This window comes from Halorientalis pallida (assembly GCF_049605515.1).
GTDB lineage: Archaea > Halobacteriota > Halobacteria > Halobacteriales > Haloarculaceae > Halorientalis > Halorientalis pallida_A.
In genome coordinates this window covers 2,753,412-2,771,529 of record NZ_CP187158.1, presented here as the reverse complement: position 1 = coordinate 2,771,529, position 18,118 = coordinate 2,753,412, and the positions used below count along the sequence as shown (strand labels likewise).

The window sequence follows — 18,118 nt, the reverse complement described above, 5'->3', positions numbered from 1 at the left end:
GGCGGTCTCTCTAACCCCTCTCAATCCATCCGAAATGGGTGAGAGCTTATTACTTACACAGATGGTGTATAGTCTACCTCAACTCTCAGATGATAAAGATGGCACCAGCTACAACTGCAAATACTACCATCGCCACGGTCGCTCGGAGTGACCACCGCAAGTGGGTATATTTTTTCTCTGCAACTTTGGCGAGAGAGTAGTTCTCCTTGTTTAGTGCCTCTATCGCTTCGTCATCATCAAGGGAGGTAATCGCCTCGTGAAAATCGTCATCAGAGCTGTGCTGAGTAATATTCCCCCAGTAAATGTATCCTTCAGAAGGACTCGGCGTACGCGGATATATTACGACGACAGCGAGCAGGACAGCAAGAACCCCGAAAACCGCCGTCGCAATCACGAACCAACGAAACCAACCAGTCGGAACTTGACTAAGGTTGCTCAACGCAGTCGCAGTCAGCCCGAGGAAAGCGAACTGTCCCGTAATCAGAATTGACGCCTTGCGGTCAGCAGCAATAATATACTCGTTGAGGTGGTCTTGCGTGCCCTCGGCCAACTCGGAAGAAGTGAAATCAGACATATTATTACAGGTTACTGCTCTCTGTATCCGCCCAAACCCCACTAAAACTGTAATAATGAGCATCCTCCCATCCGTCGGAGTCATTTCCCCACCGATAGCTCCCAAACGACCCCTCGTCAGTGAGATGGCTTGCCCACATGCTATCCCCCTCGTGAGCGTACTTATTGATTCCGTGGTTGACAAGATACTCGTTGCTGTCTGCCTTGTCTTCAAGCTTCGAAGCTACATTCGCTGTTGTACCGACAGCAGTCCGACGGTTGAGACTGTCCACACCGATGCGAGAAATATAGATACCACCTAATGAAGCGCCTGCCTTGATTGAAATCGGCTCAACTCCGAAGTCTTCCAGAGTCGGGTTCACATAGTCGGCTAATGTCGTTTTGACCGAGGCGATATATTCGAGGACAGTATGCGCGATGTCTGTATCATCGTCACCTGCACCAAAGTATGCGAGAATCCCGTCGCCAGTGTTCTTCTCGAAGTACCCGTCGTAATCACGAACGAGTTCCATCACTTCGGGAACAAATAAATTCAACATAAACAGAACGTCCTCATCATCCTCATTTCCAGTGTACTCCGTGAAGCCAGCAATATCGATGAATACCGCACCCAGACGGAACTCTTTGGCCGTCCCTATGGTCATATCTTCTAAATCTGGCATACTGTAGCTGTTCGGTATATGTTCTAATCTGTCCTCAACGTCGTCCGCACGGTCTTCTATTCGTTCTTGAACTTCATCCCTGCTGAACGACATACCATCACATTCGATGGGCCATCCCTAAACAATTGGTAAGTAGAGGTAGAAGCCAGACTCAGCGAGTATATGTCCCCGACACCCGACGAAATCGAAACCCGCGTTAACGAACAGGCGGCGACAGTCGAGGAACGTCTGGAACACATTCCAGACAGCTACAGCATGCCCGACTTGGAGGATATGACCCTCCACACAGCCAAGAAATTCGACCTTGGTATCGTCTTCATCGATATCAACGACTTCACCGACTACACAGACAGGAATGACTACGACGAAATTCTGTTCATGCTCAACATGTTCATCCCAGAGGCAATGGAACTCGTCCGCGACTACGACGGGTACTTCGAGAAGAACACAGGTGACGGTGTAATGGCCTACTTTGGCGCGGGAGAAGATGACGAAGAGACTGCCGAACTCGTCATTGAATACCTCTCAGCCCTCAAGTACGCCCTCGCCAATCACATCAACCCCAGTCTAAGCGACCACGGTATCGAACCAATCAGCATCAGCGCGGGCGCGACGATGGGGAAAGCCTACATCTCCCGTATCGGAGTCCACAGTCTCAACCGACGGACGGCTATCTCTGTCGCTGCGAACGTTGCGTCAAAACTAGAGAACGCCTCTAGTACAAACGAGTTCTACGTCGGGGAGGGAATCTACGAGTATACGCACGAATCTTTCGATGAGGACCCCTTCGAGAAACTCGGCCACTTCTCACCGTACGTCTGGGAGAACGAAGAGACGGGTGAACGAATGCCCTACCAGCATTACAACTTCGTCGGCGGTTGGGAGGGCACAAACTGGGAAAACCTAGAGCCAGCAGGATAGTTACTGTCTCACTCAAGCCCAGCTACGACGGTTCCACACTCTGAACACGCAATGTGGTTGGATTTGAACACAGGCTTCTTCTCTTCCAGATGCTCACCACACTCAGGACACTCGCCCTGAATCTCTGCTGCTGATGCGGTTGCCAGTACGTCGATGAACCTCTCAAGCTGGTCAATCTTCTCTTGCTGCTGTTCGAGCTGCGCTTCGAGCTCCTCGACGCGTTGCTCTGGAACAAGCCCGAACGCACTGGGCTGCTCAAGGATGTCGTGGACGAGTCCTTGTGTGTTCTTCGCGTGTTCACTCACAGGGATTGGGTCGTCGAGGTAGTCCACCGAAACCATCGGTTCAGCGCTTCTGCTGGTGTCGTCAGTGCCTGACGAATCGTGATTGTCTGGCTTCGTGATACGCATTTGTACTCGTATGGGAGGTGCGCGGGGAAGTGCCTAACCCTCGGTCGTGAGCCGCACGCTCGTATGCTGGTACACGGTCGCCACGCGTAAACTAGGCCGTACGTCACGAAATGAGAGGCTGATGAGCGAGATTGGATTTGGGGAAGTGCAAGGTGTACTAATCTGACGGCTCTCCTTCGACCCGAATTGTAGCCTCTGCATTTGGCAGCGAGAGTCGTCCCACTTCTGAATCTATAGCTACTTCATCAGCTTCCTCAAGTCGACGAAGAACACCAGCCAAATCCATACGGGAAAACCCAGTAAGCTTCCGTAACTCCTGCAGAGACACTTCAGAGCGCGATTCAACGATGTCACGAACCTGCTGAGTCAGTTCGCCCCGAATCAGACTATCATTCCCACTCATCTCTACCGCGCTCTCCACGTCTTCGACTGCGTCCCCAATGTCTTCGAGCTCCCGCCGAATCTGCTCCAGTTCGTCTTTCTGTTGCCACTCCATTGCCCCCGCGACACGCCCGTCAATAGCCCCAATGATATCGATATCCTCCTGAAACTCATGGGTGTTTCCGAGTGCATCCTCGCAAGTTGCCTCGTAGTGGAGAATACCATCCGAGTCCGCCAACTCATCGCGGAACTCCTGCTCCGCGTGCAGCATTCCCTCATTGCCCTCAGTCTCTTCATCATCCTCTATTCGGACAGCGAAATTGTGCTGTTTCTCTGGTGCAATATGCGGAATCGACCACGTACTGGTGTGTGGATAATCATTCATCTGCCACTCCGCCTCAACATCGTGAGCAGCTCCCTTTCCCGTGTTGACGATAGCGAAATCATAGTACGAGACGGGTTTGTAGACTATCGCACCCTTGAGAACAGGCCTAAATTCGGCCTCCCTGTTCTTACGCATCTCGGCAGTATGCTGCTTCGTTTCAGTGTAATACTGGTACGTGACATACGCGAGAACTCCCGCAACGACGACCGACGCGAGGCTGATAGCAATCTGAGCCTGTGCAGTCGTGACGACCATACGAACCCAGAGTGAGGCGAGATGTAAAAAACAGCATAAGAATGTGCTAAAACACCCTGTACACGCTTATCTGAATACTCCCATACAGGATGTTTATGGAAAATCAATCGACTGAGGATGTCCTAATCGCAACTTATTCGACTTCTGTCGCGCGTCGATTGACGCTGGATGTGTCACTCTCAAGGGAAGCCGAAGCACGGCGAACAGTGCAGGATTGGTTGGATAGGTACGAATCTTCAGACACTTAGTTGGTCAGTTTAATCTGCGTAGTGCCTGCTCCGTCCACGAAGTGAATTTCGACACGTCGGTATTCACGACCACGCGGTGGTTGCTGGTCCTCGCGGGTAGCCCGAACCTCAACCGTCTGTCCAGCCAGTTCGTTGGCGATATTGTTGACTGCAGCTCGTCTGAATCCCTCACCACCCTCACGGAATTGGATAATACTGGAGAGATTGAGGGCAAGCTTCCCGAGCACGTGACCAGCTGCGACGGTGTATTGTGGCCAGTCTTCAGTTCCAGCTTTGGTCACGATTTCTCTGTCATCCAGTCGAAGGCCACAGATACGGTTGCGATGCTTATGTTCAGCGTCTGCGACCACAGTTTCGGCCATTTTTTCGGCTGCGACATCGAGTTTGAGTGGCTCGCTTGATTGTCCGCTAGGTGAAAAGCCAACGGTACAGACGTTACCGATAGTTTGAGTACAACTGTTTTGAGTATCACCTCCACTAGTTTCTGGTTGGTTGGTGGATGTGCTGCCAGCAGAGCTTGTATCTGTCATAGCATCCTATCATATTTAGTACAATAATGAAGGTTTTCCGTCCACATTGGGTGGGGCATACGTCGGGTCTTGGATTGCTTGCTCCAGATTTTCCTTGAGCCTCATGAAATATCATTTCTACTGACAATTGCAAAAGCTCTGGTTCGAGCTATCATCTATCGGGAATGAGACAGCCAGCGTACCCGTGTTGTGTCTCATCCCCTGACTCATTAACGCAATACCACCCGATACGACTACACCGTTCACAACGGTATCGCTCAACCCACCATTCGTCGGCATCCTCTGGGTCTGTGCCATCAAGCAGAATAAGTGACGCTTCTATGCCACAGTATTCACACTTCACGACACATCACCCGCTTCGCGCTGCGCATCTGCCTCCTCTGAAACGAACTTACGGAGGTTGTCGAGACCTTCGGAGAACTGGATACTATCAACACCGACGATGTCGTCTGAGGCGTACAGTGGGACTCTGAAGTTGAAATGTGGCCCACCCATATCACAGACCCAGCTGACATCTCGTTCCCTGCCAGCAAACTCGATAGAACTGTACTCGGCCACGATTTCGTATCCTATCGCTGGAGGGATATTTGCGACAAGCGAGAGGGTTTCTGGCCGACTGACCTCCTTCTCAACAGCGATGGCCGCTGCACCTGCATTCACGAGCTGCCTCAGCAACGTCTCTAGATTAGTCGTCTGAGGCTCGATTGGGAATCTACTGGTCGGTGAGGCACTGAAATCGTAGTCTCGAAGATTAGTCAGGCCACGGTTTCTCTCAACTTGGTCAATCTCGGGAACGACCTTTCCAGATGAATACACGGGAACACGCGCCCCGAAGTGTGCCTTCATTGGCCTCATGTTGACGCCTCTTGTAAATGGTAGAGGATGACCGTCGACGGTCACGACATCGAGGCCCTGAAGATATTGTGTAATGGCCGAATCATCAGTGTCCCTTGATGCGAGCCAGACTATACTACAGATGCCGTAAGCAAGCAGGTCTTCGGGCACAGCAACAAACTCTGCCCCATTATCGATGAGATAATCTATGACCTCCTCTGCTGGGGCTACATTGCCAACAGACTCGGTAGACAGGTGCTGTGGTTCACGGTATTTTTCAATAAAGTCTGATACAGCCCCCACGGCGGTCGTAACGGTCTCAGCTCGTCTATACTCGACAGGGTACGGAACCATGCCGAAACTGCTAAACTCACGATGATGCGTCGCAACCACGGCTAATGTACCATCGTATCGAGGGCCAACCTGTATGTCGACAGCAGACGGCTCATCACGGGAGAGAACAGCATATCGGGAATCATCGGGTTGCTGTACATTCCAGTCTGGTGGTGTCGTTGACTGGAGGTTTTGAACAAGCTCTTTGTCCAGTTTCATAGTATCAGATAATATGATATTGGTTCGTAAAAATCTATTGAGCAGCCGCTTCAATCCGTAATGGGCTAATACAATAAAGTGGAATTTCTTATATTTCCGCTCGTGTGAAATCGATTCACAAGATGACCTACTGTGACCGTCTGTCAGTCACTAATAGGGTTTATTCGTATTCCTCAACCTCGCCGTATACCTCAACGCTCTCGTCAGTGATATCCTCAAAAGCGGCTTCAAGCCGACGAACGCGAGCGAGAACTTCGCGCATCCACGGAAATGCACCTTCCATCATGTCCTCTAACTCCACAATACGCTCAGATAACTCTTCGACCTGTTCTTCCGCCGTCTGTTCAATTTCCTCCTCGGCGGTCGCACCCTTTGCAATGATTGCTCGTCCCTTGTCCGTCAGCTCCGCGACCTTCATCGGACTGACGTTGACGGGAGTTCTGTCTTTGTCTCTGTGAATTTCTACCGTTCCGAGACGCTGATGTCGGTTGTGCCGATATCGTACTGCACGGTCATCCCAACTGTCGACTCGTTTGCGGAGTTCCCTCGTGCTTGCCCGTCCATCAAGTGCAGCAAGCGCTGCCAGATACTTTCGGTCACCATCCGTGAGACGTGTGCTATCATCCATAATATCTGATATAACATCATTCCCTATTGGGCTACTGGGGGCAACATAGCCCGACTACTGTACGCACACGCAGGCGGGAGTTCGCGGCCCGAGTTGTCGGCAACTGTAGGGGACTCACCGTTGCTCCGACACGGTTCCATTGGGACGGGGTGGTCAAATCCCGAGAGTAGAGAGAGTGCTGAACCTCTCTGTGAGATAGAAAGAGCGGGGAGAGAGGTGGAGCGAAGAAGACCGAGAGGCAAAGAGATAGGAAACACCGAAATCTGAAAAAGGAAACCAAGTCCGAAGGGGTCAGAATAGCGAAGGAGGCCTCAGGGCCGAGTGAGCGGCTGTCGGGCAGTTCAGGTCGACCGCACTGGCTACTGCTCTGTAGAGTGACGAACCCACTGTTGGACGAGTCGGTGTAGTTGCTTTTCAGCTACCCAGCTGCGACTGCACTCTCAAATCTGTTGCACTTCTCCACCAGCGTTTCCCGCCGCTCGTCTAATCCCATCTGTTCTGTTAGTGAGACGGCTTCCTTACAACACTTAATCGCCTGTTCAACGTGCCCTAGTCGCTCGTAGATAGTCGCCAGCTGTTCTAGTCCATCCAAGACGAAATCTTGTGCATTCGCTTCCCGAGCCTGCTCAACTGCTGCCTCTGTGTGTCGTTTTGCCTCTTCCAGTTCGTCCGTTTCCATTGCCACCTCACCCAGCCGACGCAATGCAGCAGCCTCTCGTCGTGGCTCCTCGTACTCACGAAACTTCTCCAGTGCCTCACTGAGCAGATTGCGGGCAGTGTCGTAGTCGTCGCGTTCGAGATGGACAATCCCGAGCGAGTGGATGTCTCGGTACATCCGCCGCGTATGGTCGGATTCTTTGCGCAACGTCCGTGCCTTTTCGAAGTACTCCTCAGCCGTGTCGAGGTCGCCTTGTTCACGGGCAGACTCGCCCAAATTGTGATACGATGCCGCCTGTCCGTTGGTGTCGCCTATCTCTTCGTAGATATTCGCTGCTGACTGCTGATACGAAATCGCTTCGTCATGCTCTCCAGCCATCGCATACGCACGGGCCAGATTATTGAGACTGTTCGCTTCCCGATGCGTGTCGCCGACGCTACGAGCGAGTTCGACACTCTGCTGGAACTGAGTGATTGCCGCGTCGAGCTGTCCTTGTTGTGCTGCGATGGTTCCCAAGGCGTTTCTACACCGTGCCTCGTCGTTGCGAGAGTTGAGACGCTGGAAGAGTTCGAGCGCAGTTTCAACCTGTTCGCGGCCCTGCTCTGGATTCCCTTGTCGATGCCGAAGGATACCGAGTTCCAGCAGGCACTCGGCCTCGCCACTCTCGTTTCCGAGCTCTCGATATATTTCAAGAGCCTCTTCTAATCGCTTTTGAGCGACGTCAAGTTCACCCTTCGTCTTTGGAATGTATCCTCGCTCAACGAGTGTATCTGCAACCCCTCTGGAGTCTTCCAGTTCTCGATATAATTCCTCAGCCTCAGCGAGCGCATTCATTGCGGCAGAGAGTTTCCCCTGCTCACTCAGCGTCCGACCAAGCCGATTGTGCGCATCAGCTTGGATACGCGAGCGTTGTTCTTCATCGATGCTCGCAGTCTCGACTTTCTCAATCAGATATTCGTATTCGTGCTGTGCGCGGTCAAAGTTGCCTGCCTCTTGATTCATCTTGCCACGCCACAGCGAACACCGCAGGCGGGTCTCCTCGGAGCAAGCATCGGGAAGCGAGAGGCGAGAGTAATCGGACTTTCCGAACAGGGGAGCGAGTGCGGGACGTTTCAGTCCGAGGCTAAACAGCTGTTCGACGATGGTATCGCACCACTCCGTCGGATTATCAGCAATAGCATCGAGGCGGTCTCGTCGTCCCTCGAAGAACCACTCAACATCGGCTCGACGCTCAGGCTCATCCGCTAACGACAGCACCGCTGACATACAGTCCGCGACGAGACGATGTGCGCGACGCGAGGACTGTGAGTCCAATAATTCAATCAAGAACTCTGCTGACCACGATTCGTGGACCGCTTCTCTCGGAGCGATACAACTGTCCGAGCCCTCTCCTGAAAAGAAGACTGACCCCTCTATGGCTTCCAACTGCCGTTCGACGGTTTCGTGGTCGTCAGCGTCGGCAACTGCGTGGATATACTCTGGATAGACGCCGATTTGGGCTGCGTTGAGTAGGTTTGTAAGGACGCCAATGGTGAGTGCGTATGGGGTGTCGTTGTTCTCTAGTCGCTGGTACGTGCGCTGTACGTCTTCCAACAAGGCTGTAGATGTGTGTTCATCGACATCGGCCGAAGGCTGGGCGTATCGTGCCAGTCGATGGAAGAGTAGCAGCACCTCTCCGCGACGTGTCTCACCGTCGTTGGTCTCGCGGCGAATTTCATCAAGCAGCTTCTCCGCGTCCGTCGGGACTGTTGTGGCAATGGTTTCTTCGAAGTGGTTCAGGAAACGCGCACACTCAATCTGGTCAAGTTCAGGGAGACGGACAGTCTGTAGCGCGCTTGCTCGATATGAATCCAGTCGCGCATCGACGGGGAGTGCGTCAGGGTTCTGCCACTCAGATTCCCGCGCGTCGAGCAGAAAGGTGACACTGTCGCTCCCGTCGAACTGCCGTGCGAGGGTAAAGATAGCATTAGCATCGGTGCGGACAGCATCTTCAACGACGACAAGCGTGTGCCCAGCCTGTTCCTCGATGGTTGCCTTGAGTTGCGCAACCGATTCGAAGGGGTCTGTTTCGCCACTCTCTCGATAGAAGACCCTACCCAGTCCCTGTTCGTACCATCGGCACCCGATGGACTTACAGACCGTACTCTTCCCAGCGCCCAATGGCCCGAGAACGATATGGTCTGTGCCATCTTGTAGGTCTTCGAACAGCGAATCAGTTACGTTGACCCGCTCTCCGTCCTGTTCACGCGTTCGGTCGACAGCGTACCCAGCGTTGACGTCAACGAGGCGAAGTCCCGTTCGCCAGCATGTCGCTGGGTCGTTCGCTTCTCGTTGCTCGAAGTAGTCCTGACACAGGTCTACGAACCCTTCCGCTTCGAGTTCGACAGGAAGTGCCGATGATGCGGGCGGTAAGGAGCCATCGGATGTGGCTTTGATAATAGTGTTACCGTCAGCGATTGGGGATTCAGGAGCCTCTGAGGCTGGTTCCACCTGATGGAATGACGACGTGACCTCCGTAGCATCGGTGAGAACGTCTTCGTACAACCCCTCAGCCCATCGGACTGCATCAAGCGTGCCTGTATGGACAACCGCATGGACGGAGCCAGTCTCCGTGTACACAACGACAGAAACCGTCGTGACGCCCTCATTATCGGCCAACAGCAGGCCGAATGGAGGGACTTCCGCCTCATGTGCAGCGAACGAGTCCTGTGTCGACATCTGCTGACAAATGGTGGGGAACTGCTCTCTTAGCCTGTCTGCTAACTCAGGAGAGACGACCATTTCGACATCCACCCCTTCTCGAATCCGATTCCGATACAGTTCGACGAAGCGAGAGTCAGCTATGTTCGGGAGAAGAGCTCGAATCTCTGTCGCATCTGAAATCGCAGATTCAACAGGCTGGAGAGCAGCATAAGGGCGAGGTTCCTCTGTGATACTAACCGATGCACCAACGACCATAGCAGGGTCGAGACGCGTATCTGGCGGGAGAGGACGCAGTGCCTCGTGAGCCGCGCGGATATCCGCCGATTTGTCGATGTGAGCGCGATATTGTTTCACCGCGAGGACGCCCGTGGCAGTTGTCTCGTACGTTCCATCCTCGTAACAGACGAGCCCAACGTCCTGTAAGTCAGCGAGTGCACGGTCGACTGTCGAACGCGATACGTCAAGGTCGTCGATGAGGTCGCGCTTCTGTGCGGTGTTCTCACACAGATATTCGAGGAACTCTGCTCGCTGCCCGACGAGACTCATATACTCGACAATTTCAGAAGGGCCTTCCTCGATATCGCCGCTATCCATCTTTGTCGATTTCCAAGGCTTCTACGGTATTTATGATTCGGATTATCTTTCAAATCTATAGAGTAGAAACTAACGCTAAAGCTACCACTATCAGGTGACGCTCACGGTGTGATGACGGAACGCGGGACGTGACCTATTGAAGGTCTACCTCCTATTCGTGGTATGCTCCGCACAGCGAACGACTCACAGGGTATCCACGGGTGAAAGGATGAGTAGGGTTGCATGCTCCCATTGCGGGCACAAGCACGATTTGGATGCGACAGAGGTTCTTGAGACGAGGACGGTTGGCGTCACTGACGATTGGGAGACATGGGAGACGCTCAAATGTGAAAACTGTGGTCAAGAGTTCATGTACCGTACGGAGTAGTTCGTCGCCGCCTGACCACAGTGTGCAAACCGTGGGTTCGACAAGTACGCGCTGAACCGTAGTAGCCACGGGATGTGGATACGGTTGTATGAGACGGCGCAAGATGCTCGCGGCCCTCGGGAGCGCTGGCTTGATTGGAATCGCTGGGTGCAGTAGCAATGGTTCGGAAACAAGTGGTCAGGATACGACCGACGAGACACCAACACCGACACCGACCAGCTCAAGCAGTGATGGCGGAACAACCCCTACCGAAACGCAGTCTGACGAAACAACACAGACGGCTACGGAAACAGAAACTGCGACCGACGTCACAGATAGTCCGACCAGTACCCCGTTGAATCTCACTAATTACCCATCCTGTGTCCCAGTAAACGACGAGGGGACAGCAACGGAGATTTATGACTTGTTACCAATCGGGAGAGAAGAGACTGGGGACTTTGCCGACATACAGAACAGCATCTCTGGTTTCGAGAATATCGAAACACCCGAGAGTAACGGTAGAACATACAGAGAGCCAAATGGGGAGGGGCTTGCTGAACTCAGCATTCTGAAATACTCTAGTCAAAACGTGGCTGAAGAAAATATTCAGCAGGTTCGACAGACGATGGCTAGTCGTACCACTGACTATCCCGCAATCGGTCTTCTTTTATCAAATAATATGGTGGTTGCAGTCGGAGCGTCGTCAGAATCAAGAGCAAAATCGCTAATTGACCTGTCTGGTATTGAATGTCCTGATAATTTTGTATTCGTCGAATAGATGCGACGCCCCCCGTGTTCATCGGACTATGAACACAGTGTGCAGGCAGTGAGTTCTGCGGGCCTGCGGTGAACTATCGGGGAATCCTGTCTTCATGATAGACCGTATGAGGCGTCGGAAGATGCTTGCCGTCATCGGGAGTATGGGCGCGACAACACTCGCGGGTTGTAGCGGCGGTAGTAGTGGAGATGAGTCGGATGGGAATGCCACAACTACAACAGGTGGAGATGGCAGTGGCGGAGGCGGTTCGGACGGAAGTGATGCAACTACGACAGCGGAAGAGTCCGATGTTGGAATGCCGATTTGGGGACAGCGCAAGGCGAATGCAGCAGGGACTGGAGCCGTCGACGCTCAAGCTATTACTACAGGAAACCCGTCGTCATACAGCGTTAGCCTTCCTGTCAACCGTGATGTCGAATATCACCCGTTCTACGACCCAGTATTCACGGGGAACGCGTTGATACACAGAGGGGAAATCCGTGACAAGTCAACAGGCGAGACCGTGCGAGAGCTACCTGCCACGGAAACAGCCACCCCTGCTCTCAGGGACGGCCGTCTCTACATGGTGGCTGGCGCAGATGTCATCGCAGTCGACATCGAGAGCAACGAAGAGCTGTGGCGCGAGACCACGGGTAAGAATGGAATAGGAATCGTGGCAACGAGTGACCACGTATTCATCGCGCTCGGGGACGGAATCACGGCGTTATCGGCGTCAGATGGCAGCAGAGAGTGGAACGTCTCAACAGGAGCGCTGAACGATAAGGAAAGAGGAATCTTTGCCGTAGCTGACGGTCGGTTATATGCCTCGACACCCCGCCAGCGTGGTACAACAGTCCACGATATCTCTGACGGGACACAATTGTGGTCAGTTGACGGGAGGGGCGTGTCGCAACTGGGGCCACAAGGAACGCTATATTTCAACGAAGGGGGCGCGGTCGATTCTGGCACGGTGACAAGATTCGACAGTGAGGGAAGTCAAATGTGGGAGACACGGCCGTCGGGGTCGACCTCCCCCGTCGCAGCCGAGGAGGACCGTGTATATTTGTCTGATAATGACTCACCGATGGTTACGACAGTCAGCGCCGAGGATGGGTCGGAGCAATGGACTACTGAACTACCACAAGGTATTGCCGACCTTGCAGTGGGTTCTGACCGAGTCTATGCCCTTGGAAGCGGAAGAGATGATACGACCCGCCTATTCGCGCTCAACAAGCAATCTGGGGAGCAAGAGAACATCTATGCGTTAGATTCAGATGCGTCGACGCCCCGTGGTGCTGGTGGGGTGACCGTTGGCGGCGGCGTAGTTTCGTTGATGCGCAGCAATATCAATAGTAACCGTATGCAGGTTCTCACAGACAACTAGCTGGTCGAGTATCTGGTTTTCCCACGAGTTATCCAGATACAAGCCAAGCACGATATCGTGTAGCCCTTCGGCTGTTATATCAATCAAGTCGAGTTCTGTTGTTGTACCCAGCCCGCTTCGCTGAACAGCTCTGTTCCCACGAACACTATCTCGTCTTGTTTTTTGTACAGCCACCAAGCCAAATCCGTAGCCTGCTCAATTGGTATGAGTGGGGAGTGGCGAGAACACTCAATAACATCATCATGGGAGGCAACCCAGTCCGCACCCGTGACCACCGCGACGTCTTTCCCGTCATACTGCCGACGCGCAGGCTTGATTACGACCGCTGAATCTGGAGTCTTGTCGCGGGGCTTGATACCGTCCTCAGTGAGTGTGACGTAGTCGTTATCCATTGTCCACCACCCCGTAGCCTGCTTGGTTACGCCAGAGAACGCCGTTCTGAACCGCGAGGTCGAGTGATTCTACAACCTTCGGCTGTGTCCATTCATCACCCAGTTGGTTCTTAGCAACCGTCCAAATCTGCTCCTCATCAACGGCATTCGAGGGAGCGAGCGAGAGTGCTTCCTCAACTAGTTCCTCAGCAACTTCAATCATCTCGCGTTGGTCAGCACTCGGCCCAGCAGTTAGGAGGTCAGCATCAAGTTCGTCGTCCTCTGAAATCATGCGTAGAGAGGTCTCAACGATATCCTTCCCCCGACGAACGTCCTGTACCTCAACCTCATCAGAGAGGCGTAGTCGAGCCGATGCCTGTGCCAGACGGTACATCGCGTCCTGATGCCGCGTCGTCACTGAAACCGTATCCTGAGACGATTCTTGACGGAGTTCGACCCATATGTCTTCGAGATGCTCGGCGGCACTCTCGGTCAACTCTGGGTCGTATTCGCGGGCGACAGCAATGTACTTCCGAACGAACTCCTCGGTGAACTCTGGCCCTTTGTTATTGCTGACTCTGTCTTTGAAACGGCTCGCTTTTTGTCGGTTAGCAACGTCATCAAGTGGGTCATCTTCGAAAGGTACGACGACATCAAACCGACTCCAGAGCGCATCGGGAATCGGAATCTGCTCCTTCAGGTCGCTATTCTTGTCGAACCGCTGCTTTTCAGGGTTACAGACAGCTAGAATGGAAGTCCGCGCTTCGAGGTCAGTATGGATATTCGCCTTGTCGATACGGACAATCCCATCCGACATCGGGCCATGCAGTGCCTTCGCGTCATCCGCATGCGCCTTATCAAGTTCATCAGCAACGACAATGCCACGGTTAGCGGACGCAAGCGCACCCGTACTGACAGTCCAACGGTTAGTGTCGAACTGTTCAACGCGCTGCACACTGCCTTTCAGTCCCACCGCCGACGCAGACTCCATGTCGACATACCGCGAGTTCGGAAAAATAGCATTCACTCGCCGCGCCAGCCGCGTCTTACCTGTCGATGGGTCGCCAGCGAACGCAATGTGAATCGTTCCTCGAATGTCTTGGTCGTCAAGATTCGTCTCATCGAGTGGTGGACGCAGGTTCGCTCCAGCCAGCTGGTGGAGAAGTGCCCTTCGGGCCAGCGTATACTCCTCACCACCTTTGATGTCAGGAGCGACGGACTCTGCGAGTCGGTCTACAATATCATCCTCGTTCGAGAGTTCCTCGATGCGCTGCCGCTCTCTATCACTCACATCTACCTCATCGAATCGTTCCTCGTCGCGGTCGTGACCGACAATCTGCAGGTAGTGTTGCGCTCGTTTTTCGCCATCTGACGTATCTCGCCTGACGACCGCCGCGATACGAACGCGCTCGCCAGCCTCGAACTCATGGATGTGGTTGGTGTTGACCTCGGCCGTCACCTGTTCCGTATTAGTGTGGCCAACGCGGCTCGGCAGGTCTTTCAGCAGCAGTTCCTGCTTGGTGTAGTACAGTCGCTCAATATCAGTGGTGGCCGTCTGAGCAGAGTGATTGTTGCACTCCTCGGGCTCGTCAACACTTGATGCAAATCTATCCTGCCAGACAATGGTCTGTTCGTTACAATTGTGATTATCACAGACCCCAACCACGCAGTAGCATTCGTCGTCCTTCTTCGACCGTGTATCGACCAGCACATCTACAACTACCAGTTCGCCTTCATCGCGGGCTCGGAGTGATTCGATAGTCCGAAGCTCGTCGTCTGGAAGGTCGGTTAAACTAAGACAAGCCCGCGGGTCTCCACTCTCAATCCGCAGTGCTTCTTCGGCGGTGCGTAGTGTGCCAAGCGAGTCATAATCGAGTTGTTCGAGAAGCCAAGGCCAGTTGTTTCGGAGTTCCTCGTAACTGACCTGACTTTCGTCCTGCTCGTTCCAGTACGCTATCCACTCTCGTAGGTGGATATTCTGAACATCCTCGCCTTCACCAAGGCCGACTTGGTCTTCAAGATACTCCAGATAAGCTACGTCAGCTACAGCGTCATTGAATGTTTTCAGGCGCTCTTCTCCGTATACTTCAGGCTCTGACGAGACTGGGAGTCTGGATACACTCGAATCAATGTCCGTTGTGTAGTTCTCGTATTCGCCGAGAGCGATACGGCCGATGTACCTGTTCTTTGGGATGTCAGCTGCGTCTACTTCTTGGAACTGTTCACTATTATCGTCACCCCCGTCTTGAGGGCTTGGGCTATCATTGGCCTGAGTCATGGTGACTCGCTCTAGAATTTGTCACCGATGTATAAACAAGTTATCCGAAGAATGATAGTTTTACCATACAACACAGCCAAGGCTTGTCGAAATTAGAACCCGATGAAGGAAAGGAGATGATGTCCGAGACTCAGGCCAATGAGCAGGAACATCACCCTGCATTCTATCATTAGCAGCACAGGAATTTAGTTGTTGCCTCCGCCAACACACCACCACAAACAGGGTATAAAAAGGGAAGGACAAAATTCTATCACCGTCTGTTGATTCCGCGGTTACGGGGGGTGGGGGGCCTATTCGAGAAAGAGGGTATCTATTGACTCTGTTGTTTGTATTGTACGTTTAGGATTTTGACCTATTTACTTCAGTTCCTTTCCCCCTCTCTTTCGAGAGGCCCCCCGCCCCCACCCCCTGAACACCGCATGGAATTTTTTCGGCGACGGGAAGGCGATACAAGATACGGCTTTTTATACTCTCTCAAATACCAGAGCCGTACTGTCCTTTTATCGGGCACGGTGTGTTTGGAGAACATATGACTGATGTTGAAGACGTCCAGATTCTGATTGACCCTCCGTCAAAAATCGATGAGCAAGCGAAGTACGACTACATCGGGACGGACTTCACCCGCATCGACGAGTACGACACTCCCATCACGATTTACCGCAGATACTCCGTCGATGTTGAGGAGCTGTCAGAAGAGAGTGCAGAGGTTCGCGTGGATATCGACGAAGAGTTCTACGAGGGCATGGAGGTTCGACTCAGCGTGGTTGATAACTTTACCCCGTTCAAGACGAACGAGTACGAACTGAACTTCGAGGTCGAGATTCCTGACTACGTCGAGTTCCCGTCGAAGGAGGTTCAGTCGTCGGCGCGTGAGCGTATTGAGGAGTGGCATGCTGAGAACCCGCCGACCTACGAGTAGAAGCGCATTAACGCGCATATCGTATAAACAAGAAATGCGTTAGAGTATGCCACCTATTGCTTCGTCAACGTTCTCTTCAGCGTATTCCTCTAGCTGGTCCTCGAAGTCGATGACGCATTGAATAGCAGTCAGCAATCGTGGGTCAGCGACTTAGATGGCGAAACTCGGGGCGCTGGTACACCGTCGATAGCATTTATTATACAATGATGGCCAGTCTACAGGAGGTCTTTCTGCTCAGCCATTTCCTGAAGTTGGTCGACTGTCAGTCCTAACGGATTGATATCTCCCTTGTCATTGTTTTGGCTGGCCAGCTGGTAGAGTTCTGGCTGTCTCGCGTAGTGTTCGACGTAGACGTCTTCGATGTCGCTGAGGATGTCTTCCCATATTTGATGCCCTTCCTCGACGCTACGAGTGTCCATATCCCACTGGTTGGCAAGCTTCTCTGCATCTTCGTGGTCGCTCGACAGTGCGTCTGCTTTCATAAGGATATCAGCGACGTGGTCGAGGCGTTGTTTGTTTAAATCTGCAAGCGGTGGCACTGCTGTCGGGACATCAGCGTATTCTTCCACAATAATATCTCCGTCAGGGGCGACTTCTCTGTAGTGATTGAACCAGTCTCTAACGGTGTCATCAAGGCGGAGGGTGCAGGTAGCGCAGTATTCACTATTTGGTAGATTCTCCGCACCGCACCGTGGGCATCGGATGTGTTCATCACCTCCATCATTCACGTCCTGACCTTGTGCTTTGGCCAGCGTCATCGCCTCTTCGCGGTTGGAGGCGTGGGTATATCGTTGGTGCATCGGGGTTTCCGAGACCCAGTCCATGACAGTCTCGATGTCTCCTTTGTCGTAGCGATTATCTGTGCGCATATTTGTCGCTCGGGTGTGTCTCAAGATATGAGGATGCACCTTGTCCTCGTCAATGCCCTCAGTACGCTTCGAGAGTCGGCGGAGCATCGTGTAGACCGAGTGGCTGCTGAGACGTTCGCCTTCGTCTTGTGGACGGATAGAGCAGAAGAGCGGTGCGTCGGGGTCGTCACCGTTGGGATGGGCAGTCAACCATCTGTCTAAGTGCCCTGCACTAAACGTAATTGGGATGATGTTGCCCGCAGCGGTCTTAACGCCCTGTCTATCGGGAATATAGATACGGTTCCACCCGCCCTCGGTTCTGTAATGTCGAACATCGAGTTGTATGAGGGCTGTGCGCCGCATCGCAGCTTCGTACATGACACTGAGCAGGGCTTTGTCCCTCTCGCGTGTCGCGGCGTTGATTAGCTTACCGACCTCAGCGGCGTCGAGTACGTCCTCGTCTTTGATTGCGTCATGGTTCACGGGAGGGGCGTCGATGTTGTCAGTATCGTCAACGGTAGAGTAGTCACGGTGTCGGCAGTAGGCACGGGCGGCGTAGCAGGTGTTGCGCTTGGTTCCATTGCCGATTCCGCGCTTGGCCGCTATTGCGTTGATTTTGCTGTTCCAGTCTTTTGCTGTCCAGTTGTCGGGGTCTTCATCGCGGTTTTCAGCGTACTCGAATATGATGCGAAGTTCGCGGAGGTAGTTTCGTGCGGTTGATGCCGCCATATCCCCCGTATCGTGCCTGCTGTAGATGAACGTGGTAAGCCGCTCGGCATACTCCTCGGAGAGCGACTCCTTCACTTTTTCACGCTGCTTCTCTAAGTACTCTTCATGATAAGTATCGAAATCGTCTGTTGCCATCGATATGGCACCTGTGG

Annotated in this window: 15 protein-coding genes; 4 read left to right on the top strand and 11 right to left on the bottom strand. The window is 53.1% G+C overall.

The annotated features are described in order from the left end of the window. Positions 1-85: 85 nt before the first annotated feature. Both ACOZ4N_RS15895 and ACOZ4N_RS15890 read right to left on the bottom strand, forming a co-directional pair. Positions 86-574 (bottom strand): Pycsar system effector family protein, encoded by a 489-nt coding sequence (locus tag ACOZ4N_RS15895; RefSeq protein WP_424017343.1) that lies wholly within the window; start codon positions 572-574, stop codon positions 86-88. Positions 575-578: 4 nt separating this feature from the next. Next, complete coding sequence (locus ACOZ4N_RS15890; protein ID WP_424017342.1) at positions 579-1,328, bottom strand: adenylate/guanylate cyclase domain-containing protein; 750 nt, start codon at positions 1,326-1,328, stop codon at positions 579-581. A gap of 69 nt (positions 1,329-1,397) precedes the next feature. On the opposite strand from ACOZ4N_RS15890, the gene ACOZ4N_RS15885 reads away from it, so the two are divergent. Beyond that, the gene (locus ACOZ4N_RS15885; RefSeq protein ID WP_424017341.1) at positions 1,398-2,156 is read left to right on the top strand and encodes an adenylate/guanylate cyclase domain-containing protein; all 759 of its coding nucleotides are present in this window, start codon (positions 1,398-1,400) and stop codon (positions 2,154-2,156) included. A gap of 8 nt (positions 2,157-2,164) precedes the next feature. Here the strand turns inward: ACOZ4N_RS15885 and ACOZ4N_RS15880 are convergent, their stop codons facing one another. From ACOZ4N_RS15880 to ACOZ4N_RS15855, 6 genes are all read right to left on the bottom strand, one after another. Further along, on the bottom strand, positions 2,165-2,488 hold the full coding sequence (locus ACOZ4N_RS15880) for a hypothetical protein (RefSeq protein WP_424017340.1): 324 nt from the start codon (positions 2,486-2,488) through the stop codon (positions 2,165-2,167). Between the two features lie 235 nt (positions 2,489-2,723). After that, positions 2,724-3,587 carry a hypothetical protein gene (locus ACOZ4N_RS15875; RefSeq protein WP_424017339.1) on the bottom strand — a complete coding sequence of 288 codons (864 nt, stop codon included), beginning with the start codon at positions 3,585-3,587 and terminating at the stop codon, positions 2,724-2,726. A 244-nt stretch (positions 3,588-3,831) separates the two neighbouring features. Beyond that, entirely contained in the window at positions 3,832-4,365 is a 534-nt protein-coding gene (locus tag ACOZ4N_RS15870) for a hypothetical protein (protein WP_424017338.1), read from the bottom strand. Between the two features lie 339 nt (positions 4,366-4,704). Next, on the bottom strand, positions 4,705-5,751 hold the full coding sequence (locus ACOZ4N_RS15865) for a hypothetical protein (RefSeq protein WP_424017337.1): 1,047 nt from the start codon (positions 5,749-5,751) through the stop codon (positions 4,705-4,707). 160 nt (positions 5,752-5,911) lie between these two features. Further along, positions 5,912-6,379, bottom strand: coding sequence for a hypothetical protein (locus ACOZ4N_RS15860; RefSeq protein ID WP_424017336.1), 468 nt, complete (start codon positions 6,377-6,379; stop codon positions 5,912-5,914). A 418-nt stretch (positions 6,380-6,797) separates the two neighbouring features. Continuing rightward, positions 6,798-10,334, bottom strand: coding sequence for a tetratricopeptide repeat protein (locus tag ACOZ4N_RS15855; RefSeq protein WP_424017335.1), 3,537 nt, complete (start codon positions 10,332-10,334; stop codon positions 6,798-6,800). Positions 10,335-10,789: 455 nt separating this feature from the next. On the opposite strand from ACOZ4N_RS15855, the gene ACOZ4N_RS15850 reads away from it, so the two are divergent. Both ACOZ4N_RS15850 and ACOZ4N_RS15845 read left to right on the top strand, forming a co-directional pair. Beyond that, positions 10,790-11,458 carry a hypothetical protein gene (locus ACOZ4N_RS15850; protein ID WP_424017334.1) on the top strand — a complete coding sequence of 223 codons (669 nt, stop codon included), beginning with the start codon at positions 10,790-10,792 and terminating at the stop codon, positions 11,456-11,458. 121 nt (positions 11,459-11,579) lie between these two features. Beyond that, positions 11,580-12,821, top strand: a complete 1,242-nt coding sequence (locus tag ACOZ4N_RS15845; RefSeq protein ID WP_424017333.1) for a PQQ-binding-like beta-propeller repeat protein — start codon at positions 11,580-11,582, stop codon at positions 12,819-12,821. Between the two features lie 83 nt (positions 12,822-12,904). Here ACOZ4N_RS15845 and ACOZ4N_RS15840 read toward each other — a convergent pair whose 3' ends face one another. Both ACOZ4N_RS15840 and ACOZ4N_RS15835 read right to left on the bottom strand, forming a co-directional pair. Continuing rightward, positions 12,905-13,213: a hypothetical protein gene (locus ACOZ4N_RS15840; RefSeq protein ID WP_424017332.1), complete on the bottom strand. Its 309-nt coding sequence runs from the start codon at positions 13,211-13,213 to the stop codon at positions 12,905-12,907. Beyond that, positions 13,206-15,470 carry an ATP-binding protein gene (locus ACOZ4N_RS15835; RefSeq protein ID WP_424017331.1) on the bottom strand — a complete coding sequence of 755 codons (2,265 nt, stop codon included), beginning with the start codon at positions 15,468-15,470 and terminating at the stop codon, positions 13,206-13,208. The genes ACOZ4N_RS15840 and ACOZ4N_RS15835 overlap by 8 nt, the downstream gene beginning before the upstream one ends. A 529-nt stretch (positions 15,471-15,999) precedes the next feature. Between ACOZ4N_RS15835 and ACOZ4N_RS15830 the strand changes: the two genes are divergently transcribed. Beyond that, entirely contained in the window at positions 16,000-16,389 is a 390-nt protein-coding gene (locus ACOZ4N_RS15830) for a hypothetical protein (RefSeq protein WP_424017330.1), read from the top strand. A 215-nt stretch (positions 16,390-16,604) separates the two neighbouring features. On the opposite strand, the gene ACOZ4N_RS15825 is transcribed toward ACOZ4N_RS15830, so the two are convergent. Then, positions 16,605-18,101 (bottom strand): tyrosine-type recombinase/integrase, encoded by a 1,497-nt coding sequence (locus ACOZ4N_RS15825; RefSeq protein WP_424017329.1) that lies wholly within the window; start codon positions 18,099-18,101, stop codon positions 16,605-16,607. Positions 18,102-18,118 lie beyond the last annotated feature (17 nt).